The organism is Bradyrhizobium sp. SZCCHNS3002 (genome assembly GCF_032377435.1).
Taxonomy (GTDB): domain Bacteria; phylum Pseudomonadota; class Alphaproteobacteria; order Rhizobiales; family Xanthobacteraceae; genus Bradyrhizobium.
The window spans coordinates 64441-83653 of sequence record NZ_JAUHHY010000002.1 but is presented as its reverse complement, the minus strand read 5'-3'; the positions used below and the strand labels follow the sequence as shown (position 1 = coordinate 83653).

The window sequence follows — 19213 nt, the reverse complement described above, 5'->3', positions numbered from 1 at the left end:
GGCCCGAAAACAGGCTACCGAGGGCGGATGTCGAGTACCTCTCTTCCGCCTCTCGCGGCGCGCATGCGCGGCCGTCTCGGACCGCGGCGAATCTCCGCCTGGCTGGTGGCGCGCGCCACGGCGCCTGCAACGTCGGCCTGGGTGGTCATCGCCTTCGTGGTCGTCCATGCCGTGCTGTGGACCGCGATCCTGACCAATCTGAAGGCGGCGCAGGACGTCCACATGGACGTTGCCGAGGCCTATGCCTGGGGCAGCCGCTTCCTGTTCGGTTACGGCAAGCATCCGCCACTGTCGGGCTGGATCGCCGGGCTGTGGTTCTCGGTGTTTCCGGTCAAGGACTGGGCGACCTATGCGCTGGCGATGGCCGTGAACGGCAGCGGCCTCGTCATCGTCTGGCTCGCCAGCCTCAAGGTGGTCGACCGCCGCCGCGCCTTCTTCGTCATGGTGATGGTCGCGCTGTACCCGATCTTCAATTTCAAGGGCTTCAAGTACAACGCCGACCTGGTGCAGCTGCTGACCCTGCCGCTGCTGGTGTTGGCCTATCTCAACGCGTTCGAAAAGCGCAGCGCCGCCTCCGGCCTGTGGCTCGGCCTCGCCGGCGCGGCCGCGCTGATGACCAAATATTGGGTGCTGACCATGATCGGCGCCATCGGCCTTGCCGCGCTGCTGCACCCGGAACGGCTGCGCTTCCTGGCGTCGCCCGCGCCGTGGGTCGCGATCGTCGCCATGCTGGTGGCAATGATCCCACATCTGGTGTGGCTGTGGCGGGTCGATTTCGTCGCCATCACCTATGCCGGGGATGTCTATACGCTGTCGGACCGCGGCCGGGCCGCCGAGCTCGTGCTCGGCTATGTCGGCCACAATCTGGCGCTGCTGGCTTTGCCGTTGGCGCTGGCGGCGCTGGTGATGGCCTGGCCGCCGCGCTTCGCCTTCCGCAACTGGCGCGGCGGTCCCAATCCCGGCGTGAATGTGAGCCAGGCGATCAATGTCTGGCTGGTGCAGGCGATCGTTGCCGTCGGGCCGCCGCTCGGCGGCCTCGCCTTCACGATCTACATGAAGACCGATTGGGGCATCTCGCTGTTCTTCCTGGTGCCGCTGGCGCTGATCGCGATCCCTGCGCTGAGGCTGCGGTCGGTCATGCTGCCGCGGCTCGCCGCCGTCTGGCTGGTGCTGTCGCTGCTCACGCTGATCGTCTCGCCCTGGATTGCCCGGCGCGAGATGGCCGCCAATCCGAACGGCGCCACCGGCTACGGCGCCCGTTCGGAGCTGGCGCGGGAATTGACCAAAGCCTGGCACGCCCGATTCGGCTCGCCGTGGCCGCTGGTGGCCGGCTTTTCCGAGATGAACACGCCGATGACCTTCTACAGCCCGGACCACCCGCGGCCGTTCACCGTGCCCTACACGGCAGAGGAAACCTGGAGTTCCGGCCTGAGCACGCTGGAAGACCTCGAGCGCGAGGGGTTCATCGGCATCTGCGACACCACCGACAACCGGATCGCGGCCTGCGAGGCCTGGATGGCCAAGGAGGCCCCGAAGGCCGAGCCGCTGGTGATGACCACCCAGCGCTTCTTCCACGGCCAGGCGGGCCCTGCAATCGTTTGGAAGGTGTATATTCAGGGACCGGGCAGGTAACCCAGAGCACGTCATTCCGGGTTCGTGCTTCGCGCGCCCCGGAATGACGATCCTAGGTGGTCACACGCCTTCTTCGTGGAACTTGTCGTTCACCAGGTCGGTGATCGCCTGCAGCGCGGCGTCGGCCTCGGGGCCGGTGGCGGAGACCAGGATCTTGGTTCCCGGCGCCGCCGCCAGCATCATCAGGCCCATGATCGAGCGCCCGCCGACGGTCTCGCCGCCGCGCGTCACCCAGACCTCGGCCTGGAACTTCTCGACCATCTGCACGAATTTCGCCGAGGCCCGCGCATGCAGGCCGCGCTTGTTGGTGATCAGCAGCTCTCGCGAGAGGGCTCCGGCAGGGACGGCCGGGCCGGCGACGTTGTCCTGCGGAGCATCCTCGTCGCTCATTTGCCGGCGAGCACGCGGCTGGCGATGGTGACGTATTTGCGGCCCGCCTCCTGCGCCATGGCGATGGCGTCGGGCAGCGAGCGTTCCTCGCGCACCTTGGCGAGCTTCACCAGCATGGGCAGGTTGATGCCGGCGAGCACCTCGACCTTGGGCCGGCTCATGCAGGAGATGGCGAGGTTCGACGGCGTGCCGCCGAACATGTCGGTGAGAATGGCGACACCGTCGCCGGTGTCGACGCGGTTCACGGCTTCGATGATGTCGCTGCGACAGAGATCGGAATCATCGTCGGCGCCAATCGTGACCGCTTCGATTTGTTTTTGAGGACCCATGACGTGTTCCAGCGCCGCCCTGAACTCGTCGGCGAGGCGCCCATGGGTCACCAGTACCAGGCCAATCATCGGATACTCCTCGCGGGCGCCTTGGGTGCACCGCACGAACGCGCCACTTTGACCATCCGGAGCCCTCGCGCAAGGGGGCATATTCGCGAGTCTCCCGGATTCTGGCATACAGAATGGGAGCTGGCGGCGGTCTAATCGGTCGCGATAGTGGGGCTGATATGGTTACCAATTTGCTCCACACAATCGGCCGAAAGATTACCGGAACATGAAAGTCTGGGTGGTAATAAGTGCCGCCACAACCATCGGGAAGGGTGAAAAACCCGGCCCCACGGGTATCCGTGGCAATTCGATACCGTTGAGGTGAATCCGAAGCGATTCGGCGTTCGGCAGGCGGGCAGCGTCCTCGGCCATCAGGTCAACCACAAGCCCAAGTTTCGCCTCCGACACATGGTCGCAGGCGCGGATTCCAAGGCCGCGGATCTCGATCAGCCCGGCCAGGGCGGGCGCGGGGCTCACCCACATTTCCCCGCTGCGTGTGGCGAGATGAACACGGTCGTCGCCCACCAGAACCGTTGGCGGCAGCTGCCCCGCGCGTCCGGCGAGGATCAGATCGAAGGCGAGTCGGGATTTGCCGGAACCGGAGGGACCCCGGATCAGGACGGCCTGCTCCCCCACCTGGACGGCAGATGCATGGATGCTCGCCGTTTCGTTCGTCACGACGCCGGCAGCCGGACGATGAAGCGAGCCCCGGCCGAGGTCGGATGTCCGTCGGCGTCGACAGGGCCGGGCCGGTTCTCGGCCCAGATCCGCCCGCCATGAGCGTCGATGATCTGCTTGGAGATCGACAAGCCCAGGCCGGAATTCTGGCCGAAGCCCTGGTGCGGCCGGTCCGTATAGAACCGCTCGAAGATGCGCTGCAGGGCGTCCTCGCGAATGCCGGGACCGTCATCATCGACGGTGATCTCGATCTCCGAGCGCACGCGCCGGCAGGTGATGCGCACCTTGCCGCCGGCGGCGGAGAACGATTGCGCATTCGACAGAAGGTTGGAGATCACCTGGCCGAGCCGCGAATCATGACCGGGCACCGAGAAGGTGTCGTTGGCGCCGCGGCCCTCGAAGCGGACCTCGACGGTGACGTCGGTGCCGAGCTTGGTCTCGTTGGCGACCGAGGTCAGCGTGTTCAGCAGGCGGCGCAGATCGACCAGGGTCATGTCCTGGCGTTGCAGCTCGGCATCGAGCCGGCTGGCGTCGGAAATGTCGGAGATCAGCCGGTCGAGCCGCTTCACGTCATGCTCGATCACGGCCAGCAGGCGGGCGCGGCTGTTGTCGTTGCGCGCCAGCGGCAGGGTCTCGACCGCCGAGCGCAGCGAGGTCAGCGGGTTCTTGAGCTCGTGGGCGACGTCGGCGGCGAACATCTCGATCGCCTCGATGCGGTTGTAGAGCGCGTCCGTCATGTCGCGCAGCGCGCCGGAGAGATGGCCGATCTCGTCGCGGCGGCGGGTGAAGTCGGGGATCTCGACGCGGGTCTTGATGCGGCGGCGGACCCGCTCGGCGCTGTCGGCGAGCCGGCGCACCGGACCTGCGATGGTGCTGGCGAGCAAGAGCGACAGCACGATCATCACCGCGGAGGCAACGCCGCCGACCTTCAGAATGGCAAGCCGCTCGGCGGTGACCATCTGGTCGATGTCGTCGCCCTGCGTCGACAGCATCAGGGCGCCGTGGATGGTGCGCGAGCGCTGCACCGACACCGCGACCGAGACGATCACTTCACCGCGCGAGTTGACCCTGACCATGCTGCGCTTCTGGCCCTTCAGCGCGTCGGCGACTTCCTCGTAGCCGTTGCCGTTCTCGGGGCCGTATTCGCGGTACAGCGGCAGGTCGCCGCGATTGAGCCAGGTGCGCACCGAGATCAGCGCGCGCTCGACGAAGCCGGGCTTCTCGCTCGACGGCGGCGGCAGGTCGAACCGCAGCACGTTCTCCAGATTGCGGCTGTCGAGCAGCAGCCCGCCATTCGGATCGTAGATGCGCGCGCGCGTCTTGGTCGGCGAGATCAGCGTGCGCAGCACCGGCGCGACGCGTTCCGGATTGATCGGGAAATCGAGCGGCGAATATTCGTCCGGCGCGCCGTAGCTCTCGCCCGGCTTGAGATCGAGCAGGCGCTCGGGGTCGATGGTGATGGTGTTGGTCTGCACGGTTGCCGAGGCGGCGATGGCGCCGGCGATGATCTCGGCCTGCACCAGCAGACTCTGCGCGCGCGCGTCGATCAGGCCGGCGCGGAACTGCGACAGATACAGAATGCTTGCAACCAGTGCGAGCAAGCCGGCGATGTTCAGCGAGACGATGCGGCGGGTGAGGCTCGAGAACGACAGCGCGAACAGGAACTGTCCGGCGCGGCGCAGCCAGCTCAGCGGACGCTGCCAGCCGGAGACCCTCGGGGTCTCCTCCGCCGCGTCGGACGCGATCGTCGCCGCGGCGTCGTGGCCATTCACTGCTGGGTCAAGCTGCGTGCGATCGAGCAATGTGAGTGCTCCGATTCCGAATTTCGTAGGGGTTGTGCGGCGAATTCCCGTGAGAACTCGACTTGCCGCACCCGAATTCGCCGCAACAATGGCCCCGTTCCGGCATCTGCGCCCGGATAAACGCGCAGGAGGCGTAGCCTATCCAATCGAGACCGCGACGTCAGCGCGCAATTTCGCATGACGTCGCGCAAGGCAATGCTTCAGGTCCCTGCTTCAGGCCTTGGCCTCAGGTTTCCTTGAAGCGATAGCCGACGCCGTAGAGGGTCTCGATCATCTCGAACTCCTCGTCGACCATCTTGAACTTCTTGCGCAGCCGCTTGATGTGGCTGTCGATGGTGCGGTCGTCGACATAGACCTGGTCGTCATAGGCCGCGTCCATCAGCGCATTGCGGCTCTTGACCACGCCCGGACGCTGCGCCAGCGCCTGCAGGATCAGGAACTCGGTGACGGTCAGCGTGACCGGCTCGTTCTTCCAGGTGCAGGTGTGGCGCTCCGGATCCATGCGCAGCAGGCCGCGATCGAGCGCCTTGGCGTCGTTCTCCTTCGGCAGCGCCGTCGGATCCTTGGGCTGCGAGCGGCGCAGCACGGCCTTGACGCGCTCCACCAGCAGGCGCTGCGAGAACGGTTTGCGGATGAAGTCGTCCGCGCCCATCTTCAGGCCGAACAGCTCGTCGATCTCCTCGTCCTTGGAGGTGAGGAAGATCACCGGCAGGTCGGACTTCTGGCGCAGCCGCCGCAGGGTCTCCATGCCGTCCATGCGCGGCATCTTGATGTCGAGGATGGCGAGATCAGGCTGGCTGGTCCGAAAACCGTCGAGCGCCGACGCACCATCGGTATAGGTCATGATCCGATAACCCTCGGCCTCGAGCGCGATGGAGACGGATGTCAGAATGTTGCGGTCGTCATCGACCAAGGCGATTGTGGGCATGAGCCTGCTTTCAGAGTCTGGTTACGCCGAGACTTCGAGAATCAAGATAAGGGCCGCGTATTTGGGCTTCGAACATGGTCAACGAGCAATGCAAGCTGGGCTGAAGTGTGACCGAGTTCCACAAATACCATGGCAAAGTCTTGTGCCGTGCCCAGGTTTGTGGCCCGTTTAGCCGAAAAAAGGCCTTCATTGCAACTGGATGGACGAGGGAAAGACGATGTCTGCGAGCTTTAACCCTAACCGCGTCACGCATTCCCTGCTGCGCCGAAGCCGGCAGGGCGCCCTTGCGACCTTGATGGTTGGTTCTGGCGATCCCTACTGCTCCCTCGTCAACGTCGCCACCGCGTCCGATGGTGCTCCGATCATCCTGATTTCGCGATTAGCTGTGCACACCAGAAATCTACTTGCCGATTCGCGCGTGTCGCTGATGCTCGATGAACGCGCGCCGGGCGATCCGCTCGAGGGATCTCGCATCATGCTGTCGGGCAAGGCCGAGCAGGCCACCGACGACAATCGCGAGGTGCTGCGCCGTCGGTATCTCAATGCGCATCCGTCCGCTGCGGACTATGCTGAATTCGCCGACTTCTCGTTCTTCGTGATTCGTCCGTCAGGCGCGCATCTCGTCGCCGGATTCGGCCGCATCGTCGATCTCAAGCCGGAGCAGTTTCTCACGGATATATCCGTTGCTGACGAACTGATTCTGGCAGAGCAGGGCGCCGTCGATCACATGAACGAAGATCACCGCGAGGCGCTCGCCCTCTACGCGACGAAGCTGCTCGGCGCCGAAGCAGCGGAGTGGCGGTGTAGCGGCTGTGACCCGGAGGGATTGGATCTGATGGCCGACGGCAGGACGCTGCGGCTCGAGTTTCCCGAGCGCGTGACCACGCCCGGGGCGTTGCGCAAGATGCTGGTGCGGCTTGCTGACGAGGCCCGCGCGAAGTGAGGTGTAGTTCGAGCCCACTTTGATGACTGTGCTCATCTCCCGTGACGGAAGACGGCGAAGTTCACGCATGAAGGCAGCTTGTGGTGAATCTCGATGTGCGCGCTCCATGTCCTGCAGAGGGTGAGCGTCGCGCAAACTTCGTGGCGTGGGCGCGAGTGAGCTCGTTGACGTCGCGGCCGGGAGAATCGGACGATGTGATCCCGCAGGCGCGAGGCCATCGTGAAGGGAAGCTGGCTGATCGGGTGTGGCGACGACACGGCCGATCACCGGCACATTCCGTCGGCTCGGGCGGCCTCCCTTGATCGGTTTCCGCGAGGCGCTGCGACAGCCGCTGCCGGATGCCCGGTCGTCGCTTGGTCTTCGTTTGCCTGCGCGAATCCGTCGATTCGAGCGTCGTTCGTCGTTCCTCGTGAAACCCAACCGCGCTGATATATCTGTTGCGTTGCAGCATCTGAGCGCGGCGCAGGTGGCTGCTGCTGGAATGTGCATGGCGCGGCAAAAGATGAGCTACGTGCATCACGAATTGCCAATAACCAATTGGGCCGGATCGTCTTGGCAAGACCAGCGTTGATCAGTATTAGGTCGGCGACCGCGCTTCGATAAGGCGATGTAACGGCAACGGTCACCGCGCAACGCGCGCGACTGCGCGCAACAGACGCGGGCTCTCAGGAGGGATCTTCGTGCAAGAGACGGGTATTCGCAACGGCGCCTTCGGTGCCGACAAGTTCGGCTTAAAGAACCTCAAGCAGGTGCACTGGAATCTCGGCGCTCCCCAGCTCTATCAGTATTCGCTGGCGGCGGGCGAGGCGGTGCTGTCGGCCGACGGGGCGCTTTGCGCGGATACTGGCGAGTTCACCGGTCGCAGCCCGAAGGACAAGTTCACGGTGCGAGACGCCTCCACCGAAAAAATGTGGTGGGCGGGCAACCAGGCGATCACGCCCGAGCAGTTCGAGGCGCTGCATCAGGATTTCATCAAGCACGCCGAAGGCAAGACCCTGTTCGCGCAGGATCTCTATGGCGGCGCCGACCCCACCTTCCGCATCAAGACGCGCGTTTTCACCGAGCTCGCCTGGCACTCGCTTTTCATCCGCACGCTTCTGATCCGTCCCGAAAAGATCGAGCTCGACACCTTCGTGCCGGAGCTCACGATCATCGACATGCCGAGCTTCCGCGCCGACCCGAAACGTCACGGCGTGCGCTCGCAGAACGTCGTCGCGATCGATTTCGCCCGCAAGATCGTCCTGATCGGCGGGTCTTATTATGCCGGCGAGATGAAGAAGAGCGTGTTCACGACGCTCAACTACTATCTGCCCGCGCGCGGCGTGATGCCGATGCACTGCTCGGCCAATGTTGGGCCGAAGGGCGACACCGCGATCTTCTTCGGCCTGTCCGGCACCGGCAAGACCACGCTGTCGGCCGATCCGAACCGCACCCTGATCGGCGACGACGAGCACGGCTGGGGCCCGTCCGGCGTGTTCAACTTCGAGGGCGGCTGCTACGCCAAGTGCATCAAGCTGTCGAAGGAAGCCGAGCCGCAGATCTTCGCGGCGTCGACCCGTTTCGGCGCCGTGCTCGAGAACGTGGTGCTCGACGAGGACAACCGCGTCCCCGATTTCGACGACGGCTCCAAGACCGAGAACACCCGCTCCGCCTATCCGCTCGACTTCATTCCGAACGCTTCGCGCACGGGCCGCGCGCCGCATCCGAAGAACGTCGTGATGCTCGCCGCCGACGCCTTCGGCGTGCTGCCGCCGATCGCAAAGCTGTCGCCGGCGCAGGCGATGTACCACTTCCTGTCCGGCTACACCGCCAAGGTCGCCGGCACCGAGCGCGGCCTCGGCAACGAGCCGCAGCCGGAGTTCTCGACCTGCTTCGGCTCGCCGTTCCTGCCGCTCGATCCGTCGGTCTACGGCAACATGCTGCGGCAGCTGATCGCCGAGCACAATGTCGACTGCTGGCTGGTCAACACCGGCTGGACCGGCGGCAAGTACGGCACGGGCTCGCGCATGCCCATCAAGGTGACGCGTGCGCTGCTGACGGCGGCACTCGACGGCTCCTTGCGCAACGTCGAGTTCCGCACCGACAAATATTTCGGCTTCGCGGTGCCGACCGCGCTGCCGGGCGTGCCGAGCGAGATTCTCGACCCGGTCAACACCTGGAAGGACAAGGCCGAGTTCGACAAGACCGCGCGCGCGCTGGTCGGCATGTTCCAGAAGAATTTTGCCAAGTTCGAAGCCCAGGTTGACGCCGACGTCCGCGCTGCGGCGCCGGATCTGAAGCTGGCTGCGGAGTAGGGCTGCAAACGCAAATGGGCCAGCCGCATTGCGGCTGGCTCTTACTATTTTCCCGCTCCCTCTGCTGATGCACGAGAGGGGCGAACTCAAGCCCCATCCACCGCTGTCGTCCCGGCGAACGCCGGGACCCATAACCACAGGGCGGTGTGATGCGGCATGCTGGCCGCTCCAGCCTTCGCCAAATTGCCGACGGTGGTTATGGGTCCCGGCTCAAGGCCGGACGACACCGTTCATTTTGCCGGCGTCCAGGCTCACGCCTTGAAATACGCGATCTGCGTCGTCGTCGCGAGCAGCCGGCCGGACGGCGACCACAGCTCGCCATGCTGGTCCTGGTAGCTGCGGTTGAACACCTTGGCGTCTGCGGTCGCGAGCACATGCGTGATGTCCTCGGCGGCCAGTTCCTCGCGGCTGACGTGGAAGTAGGTGGTCAGCGACACCGTGCCGAACGGAATCAACTCGCCACGGACATGGAACGCGCGGCCGAAGAAGGCATCCGACATCGACAGCAGCGACAGGCAATCCAGCTTGCGCGGCTTGCGGTCGGAGATCCACAGCCGCGAATAGGCGCTGCGCGGTTCGTCTGAACGACTGCCGAACTCCGGCCGTCCCTCCACGAAGCGGAAGTCGTACTGCTTGGTCCAGGACATTCCCGCATCAGGATAGCGCCTGACCTGATCGAACGGCGGCGCGTCGGGCTTGACGGCCGGCTGGTGCGACCACGATGGCCGGCGCTCGGCGAAGACAGCGGTCGCCAGTGTGGCCGCGTCGGCATCGCCCTGGCTCAGCTCGACGCACCAATGCTGCGAGGAGCGGTTGGCCTTCACCAGCCGGACGTCGAGATCGAACGGCCCTTCCGCGATCGGCGCGCAGTAGTTGACCGTCAGCGCCAGCGGATCGCCGGCGATTTGCGGATGCTGGATCAAGGCGCGCAGCACGGTCGCCGCCGTGACGCCGCCGAACGGGCCGACGAAAGCCCAGTAGTCCGGGCTGGTCCTTCCCTGCCAGCGGCTGTCGCCGGCGGTGACGCGGGTGGCCTCGTCGAACAGGTGAACTGGCGGTTCGGTCATGCATTCCTCCTGACGGTCATCGTATGATGGCCGTCAGGTGAAACGCAATGGAACGCCTCTGCAATGACGTCATGGGTCATTGCTGAAGGCGAGGGGAAGGGCCCGTCACGCCCGCTGCGCGTGCACCGGTGCCATCACCGGGCCGACCGGCACGTTCCAGATGTCGTCGGCATATTCGCGGATGGTGCGGTCGGAGGAGAACCACGCCATGCGCGCGACGTTGAGGATCGAGGCGCGGGTCCAGGCCGGCACGGTCTGCCAGCGTGCATCGATGCCGCGCTGGGCCTCGTAGTAGGAATCGAAATCGGCCGAGACCATGTAGTGGTCGAGATGGCGCAGCGCATGTGCGATGGGCTCGAACCGGCCGGGCTCGTCCGGCGAGAACGCGCCGGTCGCGATCGCATCGATCGCGCGCGCCAGCCGCGGTGACCGGTGGATCACGTCGGTCGCGTCCAGCCCCTGCTTGCGGCGGAGCATGACCTCGTCGGCCTCCATGCCGAAGATCGCGATGTTGTCGGCGCCGACATTGTCGCGGATCTCGATGTTGGCGCCGTCCAGCGTGCCGATGGTAAGCGCGCCGTTCAGCGCCAGCTTCATGTTGCCGGTGCCGGAGGCCTCCATGCCGGCGGTCGAGATCTGCTCGGAGAGATCCGCCGCGGGAATGATCGCTTCGGCCAGGCTGACATTGTAGTCCGCCATGAACACGACCTTCAGCTTGCCGCCGATCGCGGGATCGTTGTTGACGACCTCGGCGACGTCGTTGATCAGCTTGATGATCAGCTTGGCGTAGCGGTAGCTCGCCGCCGCCTTGCCGGCGAAGATCTTCACCCGCGGAACCCAGTCGCGCTGCGGATCATCTTTCATGTCCTGGTACAGGGCGACCGCTTCCAGGATGTTCAGGAGCTGGCGCTTGTATTCGTGAATGCGCTTGATCTGCACGTCGAACAGCGCGCCCGGATCGAGGCGCACGTTCATGCGCTCGCCGATCAGGCGCGCCAGCAGCACCTTGTTGTGGTGCTTCACGCTGCGGAACTTCTGGTGGAAGCCGGCGTCGGCGACGTAGCTCTCGAGGCTCGAGAGCAAGGTCGGATCGTCGACGACGGCGTCGCCGCAGGCCTCGCACAACAGGTTCGTCAGCTTGGGATTGGCCAGGGTCAGCCAGCGGCGGAAGGTGATGCCGTTGGTCTTGTTGGTGATGCGGCCGGGATAGAGATGGTTGAGATCGTGGAACACGGTCTCCTTCATCAGGTCGGAATGCATCGCCGAGACGCCGTTGATGCGGTGCGAGCCGACGAAGGCGAGCTGGCCCATGCGCACGCGGCGGCCGCTCTTCTCGTCGATCAGGGACACCGAGGCGCGGTAGTCGATATCACCCGGCGCGCGCTGCTCGGCGAGCGCGAGATGCTGCGCATTGATGCGGTAGATGATCTCGAGATGGCGCGGCAAGAGGCGCTCGAACAGCTCGACCGGCCAGGTCTCGAGCGCCTCCGGCAGCAGCGTGTGGTTGGTGTAGGACAAGGTCGCGATGGTGATCTTCCACGCCTCGTCCCAGCGGAAATTGTGCAGGTCGACCAGGATCCGCATCAGCTCGGCGACCGCGAGCGAAGGATGCGTGTCGTTGAGCTGCACCGCGGCCTTCTGCGCCAGGCTGCGCAACTGGCCGTCGGAGCCGAGATGGCGCTTGACGAGATCCTGCAGCGAGGCCGAGACGAAGAAATATTCCTGGCGCAGCCGCAGCTCGCGTCCCGCCGGGCTCTCGTCGTTCGGATACAGGAACTTGCAGATCGCCTCGGCGCGCGCCTCTTCGGCGGAGGCGCCGAGATAGTCGCCGGAGTTGAACACGTCGAGCTTCAGCGGGTCGGGCGAGCGCGCCGACCACAGCCTGAGCGCATTCACATGCTGGCCGCGCCAGCCGACGATCGGCGTGTCATAGGCGACCGCCTGCACGGTTTCGCCGGGATGCCAGATCGCGCGGTCGCGGCCCTTGTCGTCGACATGCTCGACGCCGCCGCCGAAATGGACGTGATAGACCACCTCGGGGCGCTGGAACTCCCAGGGATTGCCGAACGACAGCCAGACGTCGGGATATTCGTGCTGCCAGCCGTCGACGATGACCTGGCGGAACAGGCCGAAATCATAGCGGATGCCGTAGCCGATCGCCGGGATCTGCAACGTCGACATGCTTTCCATGAAGCAGGCCGCCAGTCGTCCCAGGCCGCCATTGCCGAGCGCGGCATCCGGCTCGCATTTGCGCAGGTCCATCAGGCCGACGCCGAGATCGCCGAGCGCGGTCTCGAACACCTTCATCAGGCCCATGTTGTTGAGCGCGTCGGTGAACAGACGGCCGATCAGGAATTCGAGGCTGAGATAATAGACCCGCTTGCGCCCGGCATCGTAGCTCTCCTTGTCCGCGGTCAGCCAGCGATGCACGATGCGGTCGCGCAAGGTCAGCGCCGCGGCGTGATACCAGTCCTGTTGCGTCGCCTGGCTCGCCTCCTTGCCGATGGCGAGGCGAAGCTTGGCCAGGATGTCGCTCTTGATCTCAGCGACCGCCAATTCGTCGACGGGCTGGCCGGTGCTTACGAAGCTGCGCTGGGACGGCTGATCTGTCACCTTGGAAACCTGTGATGCTACGAGGAACCGGTAAAAGCATACGATGGTTGCGCGCGGTCCGAAACCCGGGGAAAGGCTGGTCCGCACAGCAAGGTGATGGAAAATGATGCAAAGTTCAGGCCGGGTTCCGGGCAGGGAACGCGGAAGGCTGTTGCTGCGGGTGCGTGGGAGAGATGGATCGAGGTCTCTCGACCGTCGTCATCCCGGCGAAAGCCGGGATCCAGACTCACCGGCCTACGATCAGGCCCGACAAGTCACTCCAATCAGGGTTGTCCGTCTCAATCAGCTCGACCTTCCAGTCGCGATGCCAATTCTTGAGCTGCTTCTCGCGGGCGATCGCCTCTAGCGGGCGCGCGAAACGTTCGACATAGACAAGCCGAAAAACCTTGTACCTGCTGACGAACTTGGACCCTCGCCCGGCACGGTGGTATTCAAGGCGCTTCCTGACATCGTTGGTCACCCCGATGTACAGCGTGCCGTGGTGGCCACTGGCAAGAATGTAGACCGTCCATGCGGCCTCAGTGCTCATAGCGCGTGCCAAACAATCGGCTGCGGTGGGTCTGGGTCCCGGCTCGGGGGCCGGGACGACGACAATTGACTTCCTTTTTCAAATAGAACAAATTAAGAACAATTTAGCAAGCGATCGTTATCCCTACAGCGATTCGATCCGCCAGCCCCCGGCATCAGTGCATCCCGCGAGGACACCCATGTCCAATATCGCCTTCGATCCTCTGGCCCTGACCCGCATTGCCGACTTCGCGCGCAGTCTGACGCGGCTGCACAAGACCGCGCGGCGGCGGGCCGTCGACGACGACCAGATCGACCGCGCGTTCAACGCGGTGTGCATGTCGGTCTGGGGCTACACCACCGACGACATTTCCGACGACCTGTTCTCGGCCACCGACCACACCTTCCTCGATGGCCTGGACGAGGCGCGGGCGCGCATCTTTGCCGCCGAGCAAGGCTACGACCTAGTCGACGACGAAGGCATGCTGTCGGACTGGTGGGGCTTCTGCTGGATGATCCTCGCCGAGAAGCGCGGCCTGCTGACGCCGGACAACCGCGCCGCCGCGCGGGCGGCGATCGAGGAAAAGTACCTGGAAGCGCCGAACGTCATCGGCGTGATCGTGGGACGCTAGGTCAGCGTTCCGTCATTGCGAGCGCAGCGACGTATCCGCCGAAGCCCGCAGGGCGAAGGCGGAAGCATCCAGGGTGGAGTGCGAGACTCTGGATTGCTGCGCTGCGCTCGCAATGACGAGGACTAAAATTCAATCCACGTCCGCGCGTTTGGCGCGGCCCGTGGCCGGCTTCGGCGCGATTGCCATCGGCGGCGCGACGCTGACATTGCCGGCATTGGCCTCGGGCGGCGGCATGGCGGCGAGCGCATCGGCCGCCAGCATCTCGGCGCGCACCGGCGCCACCTTCATCTCGCTCAGCTTGGCCCGCGTGTCCGAGGTCAGCCCGGGATAGGAGGCGACCGGCTTGAAGTCGGCCGGCTGGCCGCCGCTGCCGCGCGTGCCCGAATAGGCGACGAGGCCGTCGCTGGTGGCGACCACGTCGCCGGGACGCAGCGAGGTGTCGAGCGACAGGTCGACCGGCGCCAGCCCGGCCGGATCGCGGCCGTTGCAGGTGCAGTCGGCGCGCAGCGCCTGCCGATAGGCGAACGCGGTCTCGCTGTCGGCATAGCGCTCGCCATTGCTGGCGGTCGCGTAGTCGATGTTGGAGCCGTAATAGATCCTGGTCGGGCTCGCCGGGCAGAACGCCTGGCACATCTGCGCCGGCGAGGCGAGGCCGCGCGTCAGCGGAAAATAGCGGCCGTCACAGGTGCGCACGCAGAACGCCGCGCCTGATCCAGACGCCACGCGCGGCTGTGGGGCGGCCTGCGGGTTGGTGCCGAACGGATCGAAGGAGCTGCCCTGCGCTGGCCGCTGCGATTGCGGCTTGTTGAAGCCGCCGAACAGGAAGTCGAACAGGCCCTGGGCCGACGCCATCCGCGGCGCCAGCGCGCCGGCGGCGACGAGGCCGACCGTCGCCGCGACAGCGACGTGGCGGGACCTCCGCCGAAACGACAACACGCTACGCAACGCCCGCTCCATCGCCAGGATCTTCACCGCAAAGCCACGCCGTGACGCGGCAACCCACGTCGCCCGATCATGTGCGATCGAACGCGCCATGCCCAAGGCACGGCGTCATCAGCTTTGCGGTAACCTTAACGGGCGTTGGTAAATGAGCGGTATGCGCGGGCAGTGAATTGCGCCGCGCGCCAGGCGCCTCAGAGGAATTCGCGCGCCTTGTAGAGCGCCTGGAACGGCAGGCCGGCCTGGGCGAAGGTCTCGGCGGCGCCTTCCTCGCGATCGACCATGGTGAACACCAGCGCCACCTCGGCGCCGGCCTCGCGCAGGGTTTCCACCGCCTTCATCGCCGAGCCGCCGGTGGTGGTGACGTCCTCGACCACGACGATGCGTTTGCCCGCCAGGGTCTCGTCCCGGGCGAGGCCCTCGATCGCCAGCCTGGCGCCGTGCTCCTTCGGCTTCTTGCGCACGAAGAAGGCCGCGATCGGATGGCCCTTGATCCAGGAGATCTGGGCGATGGCGCCGGCCAGCGGCACCGCGCCCATCTCCAGGCCGCCGATATAATCGAAGCCTTCGTCCTTCAGCGCCTCATAGGTGAGCTCGGCGAGCAGCGTGGCGCCCTCCGGGTCCATCATGGTCGGCTTCAGGTTGAAATAGAAGTCGCTCTTGCGGCCGGAGGCCAGCGTGATCTCGCCACGGCCGAACGAGCGCCTGCGGATGATCTCGAGAAGGCGGGCGCGGGAGGCGGATTTGGACACGGCGTTTCCCCTGAGGGTGGATTCTTGGGTGTCGCAATCTATCGGGGGCGGGCGGCGGAGGCCAGCCGCCACGATGTCCCATCAACAACGCTACGTTTGAAGCCGGATGCAGTTTCGAGCTAATGGGAGCCCGCGACCAAGCAAGGACGATTGGGAAGGATGCCCGTATGACGATCGAGCTGTACACCTGGAACACCCCGAACGGGCGCAAAATCTCGGTCGCGCTGGAGGAGATGGCGCTGCCCTACCGCGTCATTCCGGTGGACATCACCAAGGGCGCCCAGATGGCGCCGGAGTTCCTGGCGATCAGCCCCAACAACAAGATCCCGGCGATCGTCGATCCCGACGGCCCGGATGGCAAGCCGGTCAGCGTGTTCGAGTCCGGCGCCATCCTGCTCTATCTGGCCGAGAAGACCGGCCAGTTCCTGCCGGGATCCGTCGCCGAGCGGATCCCGGTCTATGAATGGCTGATGTGGCAGATGGGCGGTTTCGGCCCGATGCCCGGCCAGGTGCACCATTTCATCGCGCTGACCGACGAACAGGACCGCGCCTACGGCCTCAAGCGCTACATGGCCGAGACGGTCCGGCTCTATGGCGTGCTCGACCGCCGGCTGGCGCAGCACGAGTTCGTCGCAGGCGCGCTCTCGATCGCCGACTTCGCCATTCTCGGCTGGGCCTGGCGCCACCCGCGCCACAAGGTCGATCTGGCCGACTTCCCCCACGTCAAGCGCTGGTACGATACCCTGATGGCCCGCCCCGCCGTGAAGCGCGGCATGGAGGCGAAGCTGGATTGATGGCCGCTGCTCTGTCGCTGGGGGGCGATGCTGTCTTCGGCGCCGGCGGTGCGCTCCCTCTCCCGCTTGCGGGGGAGGGTCGGGGAGGGGGAGCCACGCGGGCGGTATCGCTCTAGCGCGAACATGCCCGCCCCGTCGCATGCCGGCGCGTGAGCCGGCCTCTTCCACATCCCCCGTCGCTAAAGGGAGCTTCGGCGGACAGGACGGAGGAGCCGATGGAAATCACCCGCGCCGCGCCTCCAGCGCCATCCGCACCGCAAGTCCCGCGAGCACCGTGCCCATCAGATAGCGCTGTACCAGCGCCCAGCTCGGCCGTGTCGCCAGGAACAGCGCGATCGATCCCGCCGCCATGGCGATCATGGCGTTGACGCTGACGCTGATCACGATCTGGATCGCGCCCAGCACCACCGACTGCGTCAGCACGCTGCCGACAGCGGGATCGATGAACTGCGGCAGCAGCGCCAGATACAGCATCGCGATCTTCGGGTTCAGCAGGTTGGTGGCGAGCCCCATCAGGAACAGCCGACGCGGGCTGTCGATGGCGAGCTTCCTCACCTGGAATGGCGAGCGTCCGCCCGGCTTCACCGCCTGCCAGGCCAGATAAAGCAGGTAGGCCGCGCCGGCGAGGCGCAGCGCGTCATAGGCGAACGGCACGGCAAACAGCAGCGCCGTAATGCCGAACGCCGCGGCCAGCATGTAGGCCAGAAAGCCTGTGGCGACGCCGCCGAGCGAGATCAGGCCGGCGGCGTGGCCCTGCGTGATCGAGCGCGAGATCAGATAGATCATGTTCGGCCCGGGCGTCAGCACCATGCCGAGCGAGACGAGCGCGAAGGCGAGCAGGGACGATGTGTGCGGCATGACTGGCTCGATGATCGGGATCTCTGCCGCCTGCTTTAGCGCGGACGATCACGCATCGTCATCCGATCGATTGCACCGAGAGCAATCAGCCCGCCGGCGGCGGCGCGGCGTTCAGCGCCGGCAGCCGTCTGCCGGAGCGGTCGAACACACCGGCGATGCTCAATGCCAGCAGCACCAGCAGAATGGCCGCCGCGAGCGGCACGGAGTGCCCGATCATGGCGAGCAGGCAGGCCCCCAGCGCGATCACCACGCCGATCTCCAGCGGCGCGATCGGCTCTCCGGCGTCGCTCCGCGCCTTCCAGTGGATCGCGATCCCCGCCGCCGCCATCGGCATGTCATAGATCATCGCATAGGGCGTGGCGATGATGCTGCCGACCGCGACCAGCGCGATCGCCTGCTGCGTTGAGCCGCGTCGCCAGGCATCCCAGACCATCACGACGATGGAGCAGGACAACAGCAGCTGAACCAGGTAGCCGATCGGCGGCGGCGCGCCGAGCGTGTGCAGGCCCGCGATGACCGTCGGCATCATGTGATCGAGGCTGGGCTGGTTGGCCTGCAATTGCGCCTGATAGCTCGGAAACTTCACGATCCATTCGAGCCAGATCCACGGATCGAGCGCAGCGCTGGTAACGACCGCGACGATCACGGTCGTGGCGATGGCCGACAGGATGGCGCGCCAGTTGCGCGACGCCAGCAGCACGACCGGCATCAACAGCACGAATTGCGGCTTGTAGGCGAGCAGGCCGAGCAGGACGCCGGCAATGACGGGATGGCGCGCGAGCAGGCGCAGTCCGCCGATCAGCAAGGCCGCCGAGAGAAAACCGTTCTGGCCGGTGATCGCGTTGATCAGCGTCGTCGGCGCGGCGAGCAGCGCAAGGCCCGACAGCGAGCGCCAGTCGCGGCCGAGCGTCGCCAGGCCATGCAGCGCGAACGTCACCGAGATCCAAGAGACATAGGCGACAGGCAGCGCCAGCATCCCCAGTGGGATCAACGCCAGCAGGAAGGTCGGCGGGTAAGGATAGGGAAATCCGCCGCCGCCGAGGGCGGGATCCAGCGTCTGCTGGTAGCGCGCGAGCGCGACAGGATCGTAGATGCCGGCGCCAGACAGCGCGGCATACTTGCCGAACGACCACAGGCCGAAGAAGTCACCGAACGCCGGCTGCGGCGAGGACAGCGCCCAGCTGACGAGATAGGCGCCATTGTAGAGCACGAGCGCGACCAGCACGATCAGCAGCGCGCGCCGGTCGCGCATCTCGGGGTGGGCTGCGGATGAGATCGCGGTCATGGGAGCCTGTCGAGGCAAGGGTGTTCGGCGCCATCGGCGCAGTCGTGGCGTAGGGTTGGTCGATGCCGTCACGCGATCACGCGCACGCGGTGCCCCTCCAACCCTGCCAGGGCTCGCTGCACGCCGTGTTACCGGTCGTCCGGATGACCAGGCGCGATCTCATCGTGCCTAACGACAGGTAAAATCGCCGCGGGGGCCGAGTGACCTCGGTTGGGGGCCGGCGTCGCCGCCGCATCAAGCAACGTTCTCGCCCCAAAACTTTCTTGTTGCTATTTTTCCGAAATCATGGTTTGATCCGTGCATCCCGTCCTCATGCAGAGGGGCGTACGCGTCGTCACGATACGTAGAGGCGGGGAGCGGTGGCCGCGGGCCTGTCAGGTGCTGATGCGCTGGACGATTGGCAGCTCGCGGACGTTCAAGCCGTGTGGTCCTGGCGCCCCGAAGCTGGCGCCAAGCCTGCGTGACATCACGTGTCGCGCTGGTGACGGGGGCAAACAAGCCGGTCCCCGGGGAGAGCGCGGAGCAGACGTTCAACCCATCGCGCAGGGAGGGCCGGGTCTGTCCGGCTGAACCTGTGGTACCTGCCGCCTGCATTTTTTTCGCAGGCGGGCCACGGGCCTCAGTCGGGGCCCGGCCTTCCCTGCGCCCTTTGCGCCGTTGCAAAAGGGCCGACTGATCGCAAGCCTCGGGCACGATGTGCCGCGAGAATGCAAAGCCTTGTC

General features: G+C 65.7%; 18 protein-coding genes. 6 read left to right on the top strand and 12 right to left on the bottom strand.

Translation table 11 applies throughout. The features are described from left to right. Positions 1 to 27: 27 nt before the first annotated feature. The gene (locus tag QW845_RS04805) at positions 28 to 1632 is read left to right on the top strand and encodes a glycosyltransferase family 39 protein (RefSeq protein ID WP_315800506.1); all 1605 of its coding nucleotides are present in this window, start codon (positions 28 to 30) and stop codon (positions 1630 to 1632) included. 60 nt (positions 1633 to 1692) lie between these two features. On the opposite strand, the gene QW845_RS04800 is transcribed toward QW845_RS04805, so the two are convergent. From QW845_RS04800 to QW845_RS04780, 5 genes are all read right to left on the bottom strand, one after another. After that, positions 1693 to 2022 (bottom strand): HPr family phosphocarrier protein, encoded by a 330-nt coding sequence (locus QW845_RS04800; RefSeq protein ID WP_315800505.1) that lies wholly within the window; start codon positions 2020 to 2022, stop codon positions 1693 to 1695. After that, positions 2019 to 2420 (bottom strand): PTS sugar transporter subunit IIA, encoded by a 402-nt coding sequence (locus tag QW845_RS04795; protein ID WP_006611446.1) that lies wholly within the window; start codon positions 2418 to 2420, stop codon positions 2019 to 2021. Before QW845_RS04795 ends, QW845_RS04800 begins: the two co-directional genes overlap by 4 nt. Positions 2421 to 2615: 195 nt before the next feature. After that, the gene (locus QW845_RS04790) at positions 2616 to 3077 is read right to left on the bottom strand and encodes an HPr kinase/phosphatase C-terminal domain-containing protein (protein ID WP_315800504.1); all 462 of its coding nucleotides are present in this window, start codon (positions 3075 to 3077) and stop codon (positions 2616 to 2618) included. Continuing rightward, positions 3074 to 4879 carry a sensor histidine kinase gene (locus QW845_RS04785; protein ID WP_315800503.1) on the bottom strand — a complete coding sequence of 602 codons (1806 nt, stop codon included), beginning with the start codon at positions 4877 to 4879 and terminating at the stop codon, positions 3074 to 3076. The genes QW845_RS04790 and QW845_RS04785 overlap by 4 nt, the downstream gene beginning before the upstream one ends. A gap of 226 nt (positions 4880 to 5105) precedes the next feature. Continuing rightward, a complete protein-coding gene (locus QW845_RS04780; RefSeq protein ID WP_006611449.1) occupies positions 5106 to 5807 on the bottom strand; it encodes a response regulator transcription factor in 702 nt (233 codons plus the stop codon). A gap of 217 nt (positions 5808 to 6024) precedes the next feature. Between QW845_RS04780 and QW845_RS04775 the strand changes: the two genes are divergently transcribed. The 3 genes from QW845_RS04775 (at position 6025) to QW845_RS04765 (ending at position 9044) form a co-directional block, all read left to right on the top strand. Continuing rightward, a complete protein-coding gene (locus QW845_RS04775; RefSeq protein WP_315800901.1) occupies positions 6025 to 6750 on the top strand; it encodes a HugZ family protein in 726 nt (241 codons plus the stop codon). A gap of 298 nt (positions 6751 to 7048) precedes the next feature. Next, positions 7049 to 7321: a hypothetical protein gene (locus QW845_RS04770; protein ID WP_315800502.1), complete on the top strand. Its 273-nt coding sequence runs from the start codon at positions 7049 to 7051 to the stop codon at positions 7319 to 7321. A gap of 109 nt (positions 7322 to 7430) precedes the next feature. Next, on the top strand, positions 7431 to 9044 hold the full coding sequence (locus tag QW845_RS04765; RefSeq protein WP_315800501.1) for a phosphoenolpyruvate carboxykinase: 1614 nt from the start codon (positions 7431 to 7433) through the stop codon (positions 9042 to 9044). A 251-nt stretch (positions 9045 to 9295) separates the two neighbouring features. Here the strand turns inward: QW845_RS04765 and QW845_RS04760 are convergent, their stop codons facing one another. From QW845_RS04760 to QW845_RS04750, 3 genes are all read right to left on the bottom strand, one after another. After that, on the bottom strand, positions 9296 to 10111 hold the full coding sequence (locus tag QW845_RS04760; protein WP_315800500.1) for a thioesterase family protein: 816 nt from the start codon (positions 10109 to 10111) through the stop codon (positions 9296 to 9298). A 105-nt stretch (positions 10112 to 10216) separates the two neighbouring features. Further along, positions 10217 to 12724: a glycogen/starch/alpha-glucan phosphorylase gene (locus QW845_RS04755; RefSeq protein ID WP_315800499.1), complete on the bottom strand. Its 2508-nt coding sequence runs from the start codon at positions 12722 to 12724 to the stop codon at positions 10217 to 10219. Between the two features lie 226 nt (positions 12725 to 12950). Beyond that, complete coding sequence (locus QW845_RS04750; RefSeq protein WP_315800498.1) at positions 12951 to 13253, bottom strand: GIY-YIG nuclease family protein; 303 nt, start codon at positions 13251 to 13253, stop codon at positions 12951 to 12953. A 178-nt stretch (positions 13254 to 13431) separates the two neighbouring features. On the opposite strand from QW845_RS04750, the gene QW845_RS04745 reads away from it, so the two are divergent. Beyond that, positions 13432 to 13863 carry a hypothetical protein gene (locus QW845_RS04745; protein ID WP_315800497.1) on the top strand — a complete coding sequence of 144 codons (432 nt, stop codon included), beginning with the start codon at positions 13432 to 13434 and terminating at the stop codon, positions 13861 to 13863. 129 nt (positions 13864 to 13992) lie between these two features. Here QW845_RS04745 and QW845_RS04740 read toward each other — a convergent pair whose 3' ends face one another. Together QW845_RS04740 and pyrE are read right to left on the bottom strand one after the other, a co-directional pair. After that, entirely contained in the window at positions 13993 to 14808 is an 816-nt protein-coding gene (locus QW845_RS04740; RefSeq protein WP_315800900.1) for a DUF2865 domain-containing protein, read from the bottom strand. Between the two features lie 188 nt (positions 14809 to 14996). Beyond that, positions 14997 to 15554, bottom strand: a complete 558-nt coding sequence (gene pyrE, locus QW845_RS04735; protein WP_315800496.1) for an orotate phosphoribosyltransferase — start codon at positions 15552 to 15554, stop codon at positions 14997 to 14999. 167 nt (positions 15555 to 15721) lie between these two features. Between pyrE and QW845_RS04730 the strand changes: the two genes are divergently transcribed. Then, positions 15722 to 16348: a glutathione S-transferase family protein gene (locus tag QW845_RS04730; protein WP_315800495.1), complete on the top strand. Its 627-nt coding sequence runs from the start codon at positions 15722 to 15724 to the stop codon at positions 16346 to 16348. A 222-nt stretch (positions 16349 to 16570) separates the two neighbouring features. Here the strand turns inward: QW845_RS04730 and QW845_RS04725 are convergent, their stop codons facing one another. Both QW845_RS04725 and QW845_RS04720 read right to left on the bottom strand, forming a co-directional pair. Further along, entirely contained in the window at positions 16571 to 17206 is a 636-nt protein-coding gene (locus tag QW845_RS04725) for a LysE family translocator (protein ID WP_315800494.1), read from the bottom strand. A gap of 85 nt (positions 17207 to 17291) precedes the next feature. Further along, positions 17292 to 18491: a glycosyltransferase family 87 protein gene (locus QW845_RS04720; protein ID WP_315800493.1), complete on the bottom strand. Its 1200-nt coding sequence runs from the start codon at positions 18489 to 18491 to the stop codon at positions 17292 to 17294. Positions 18492 to 19213 lie beyond the last annotated feature (722 nt).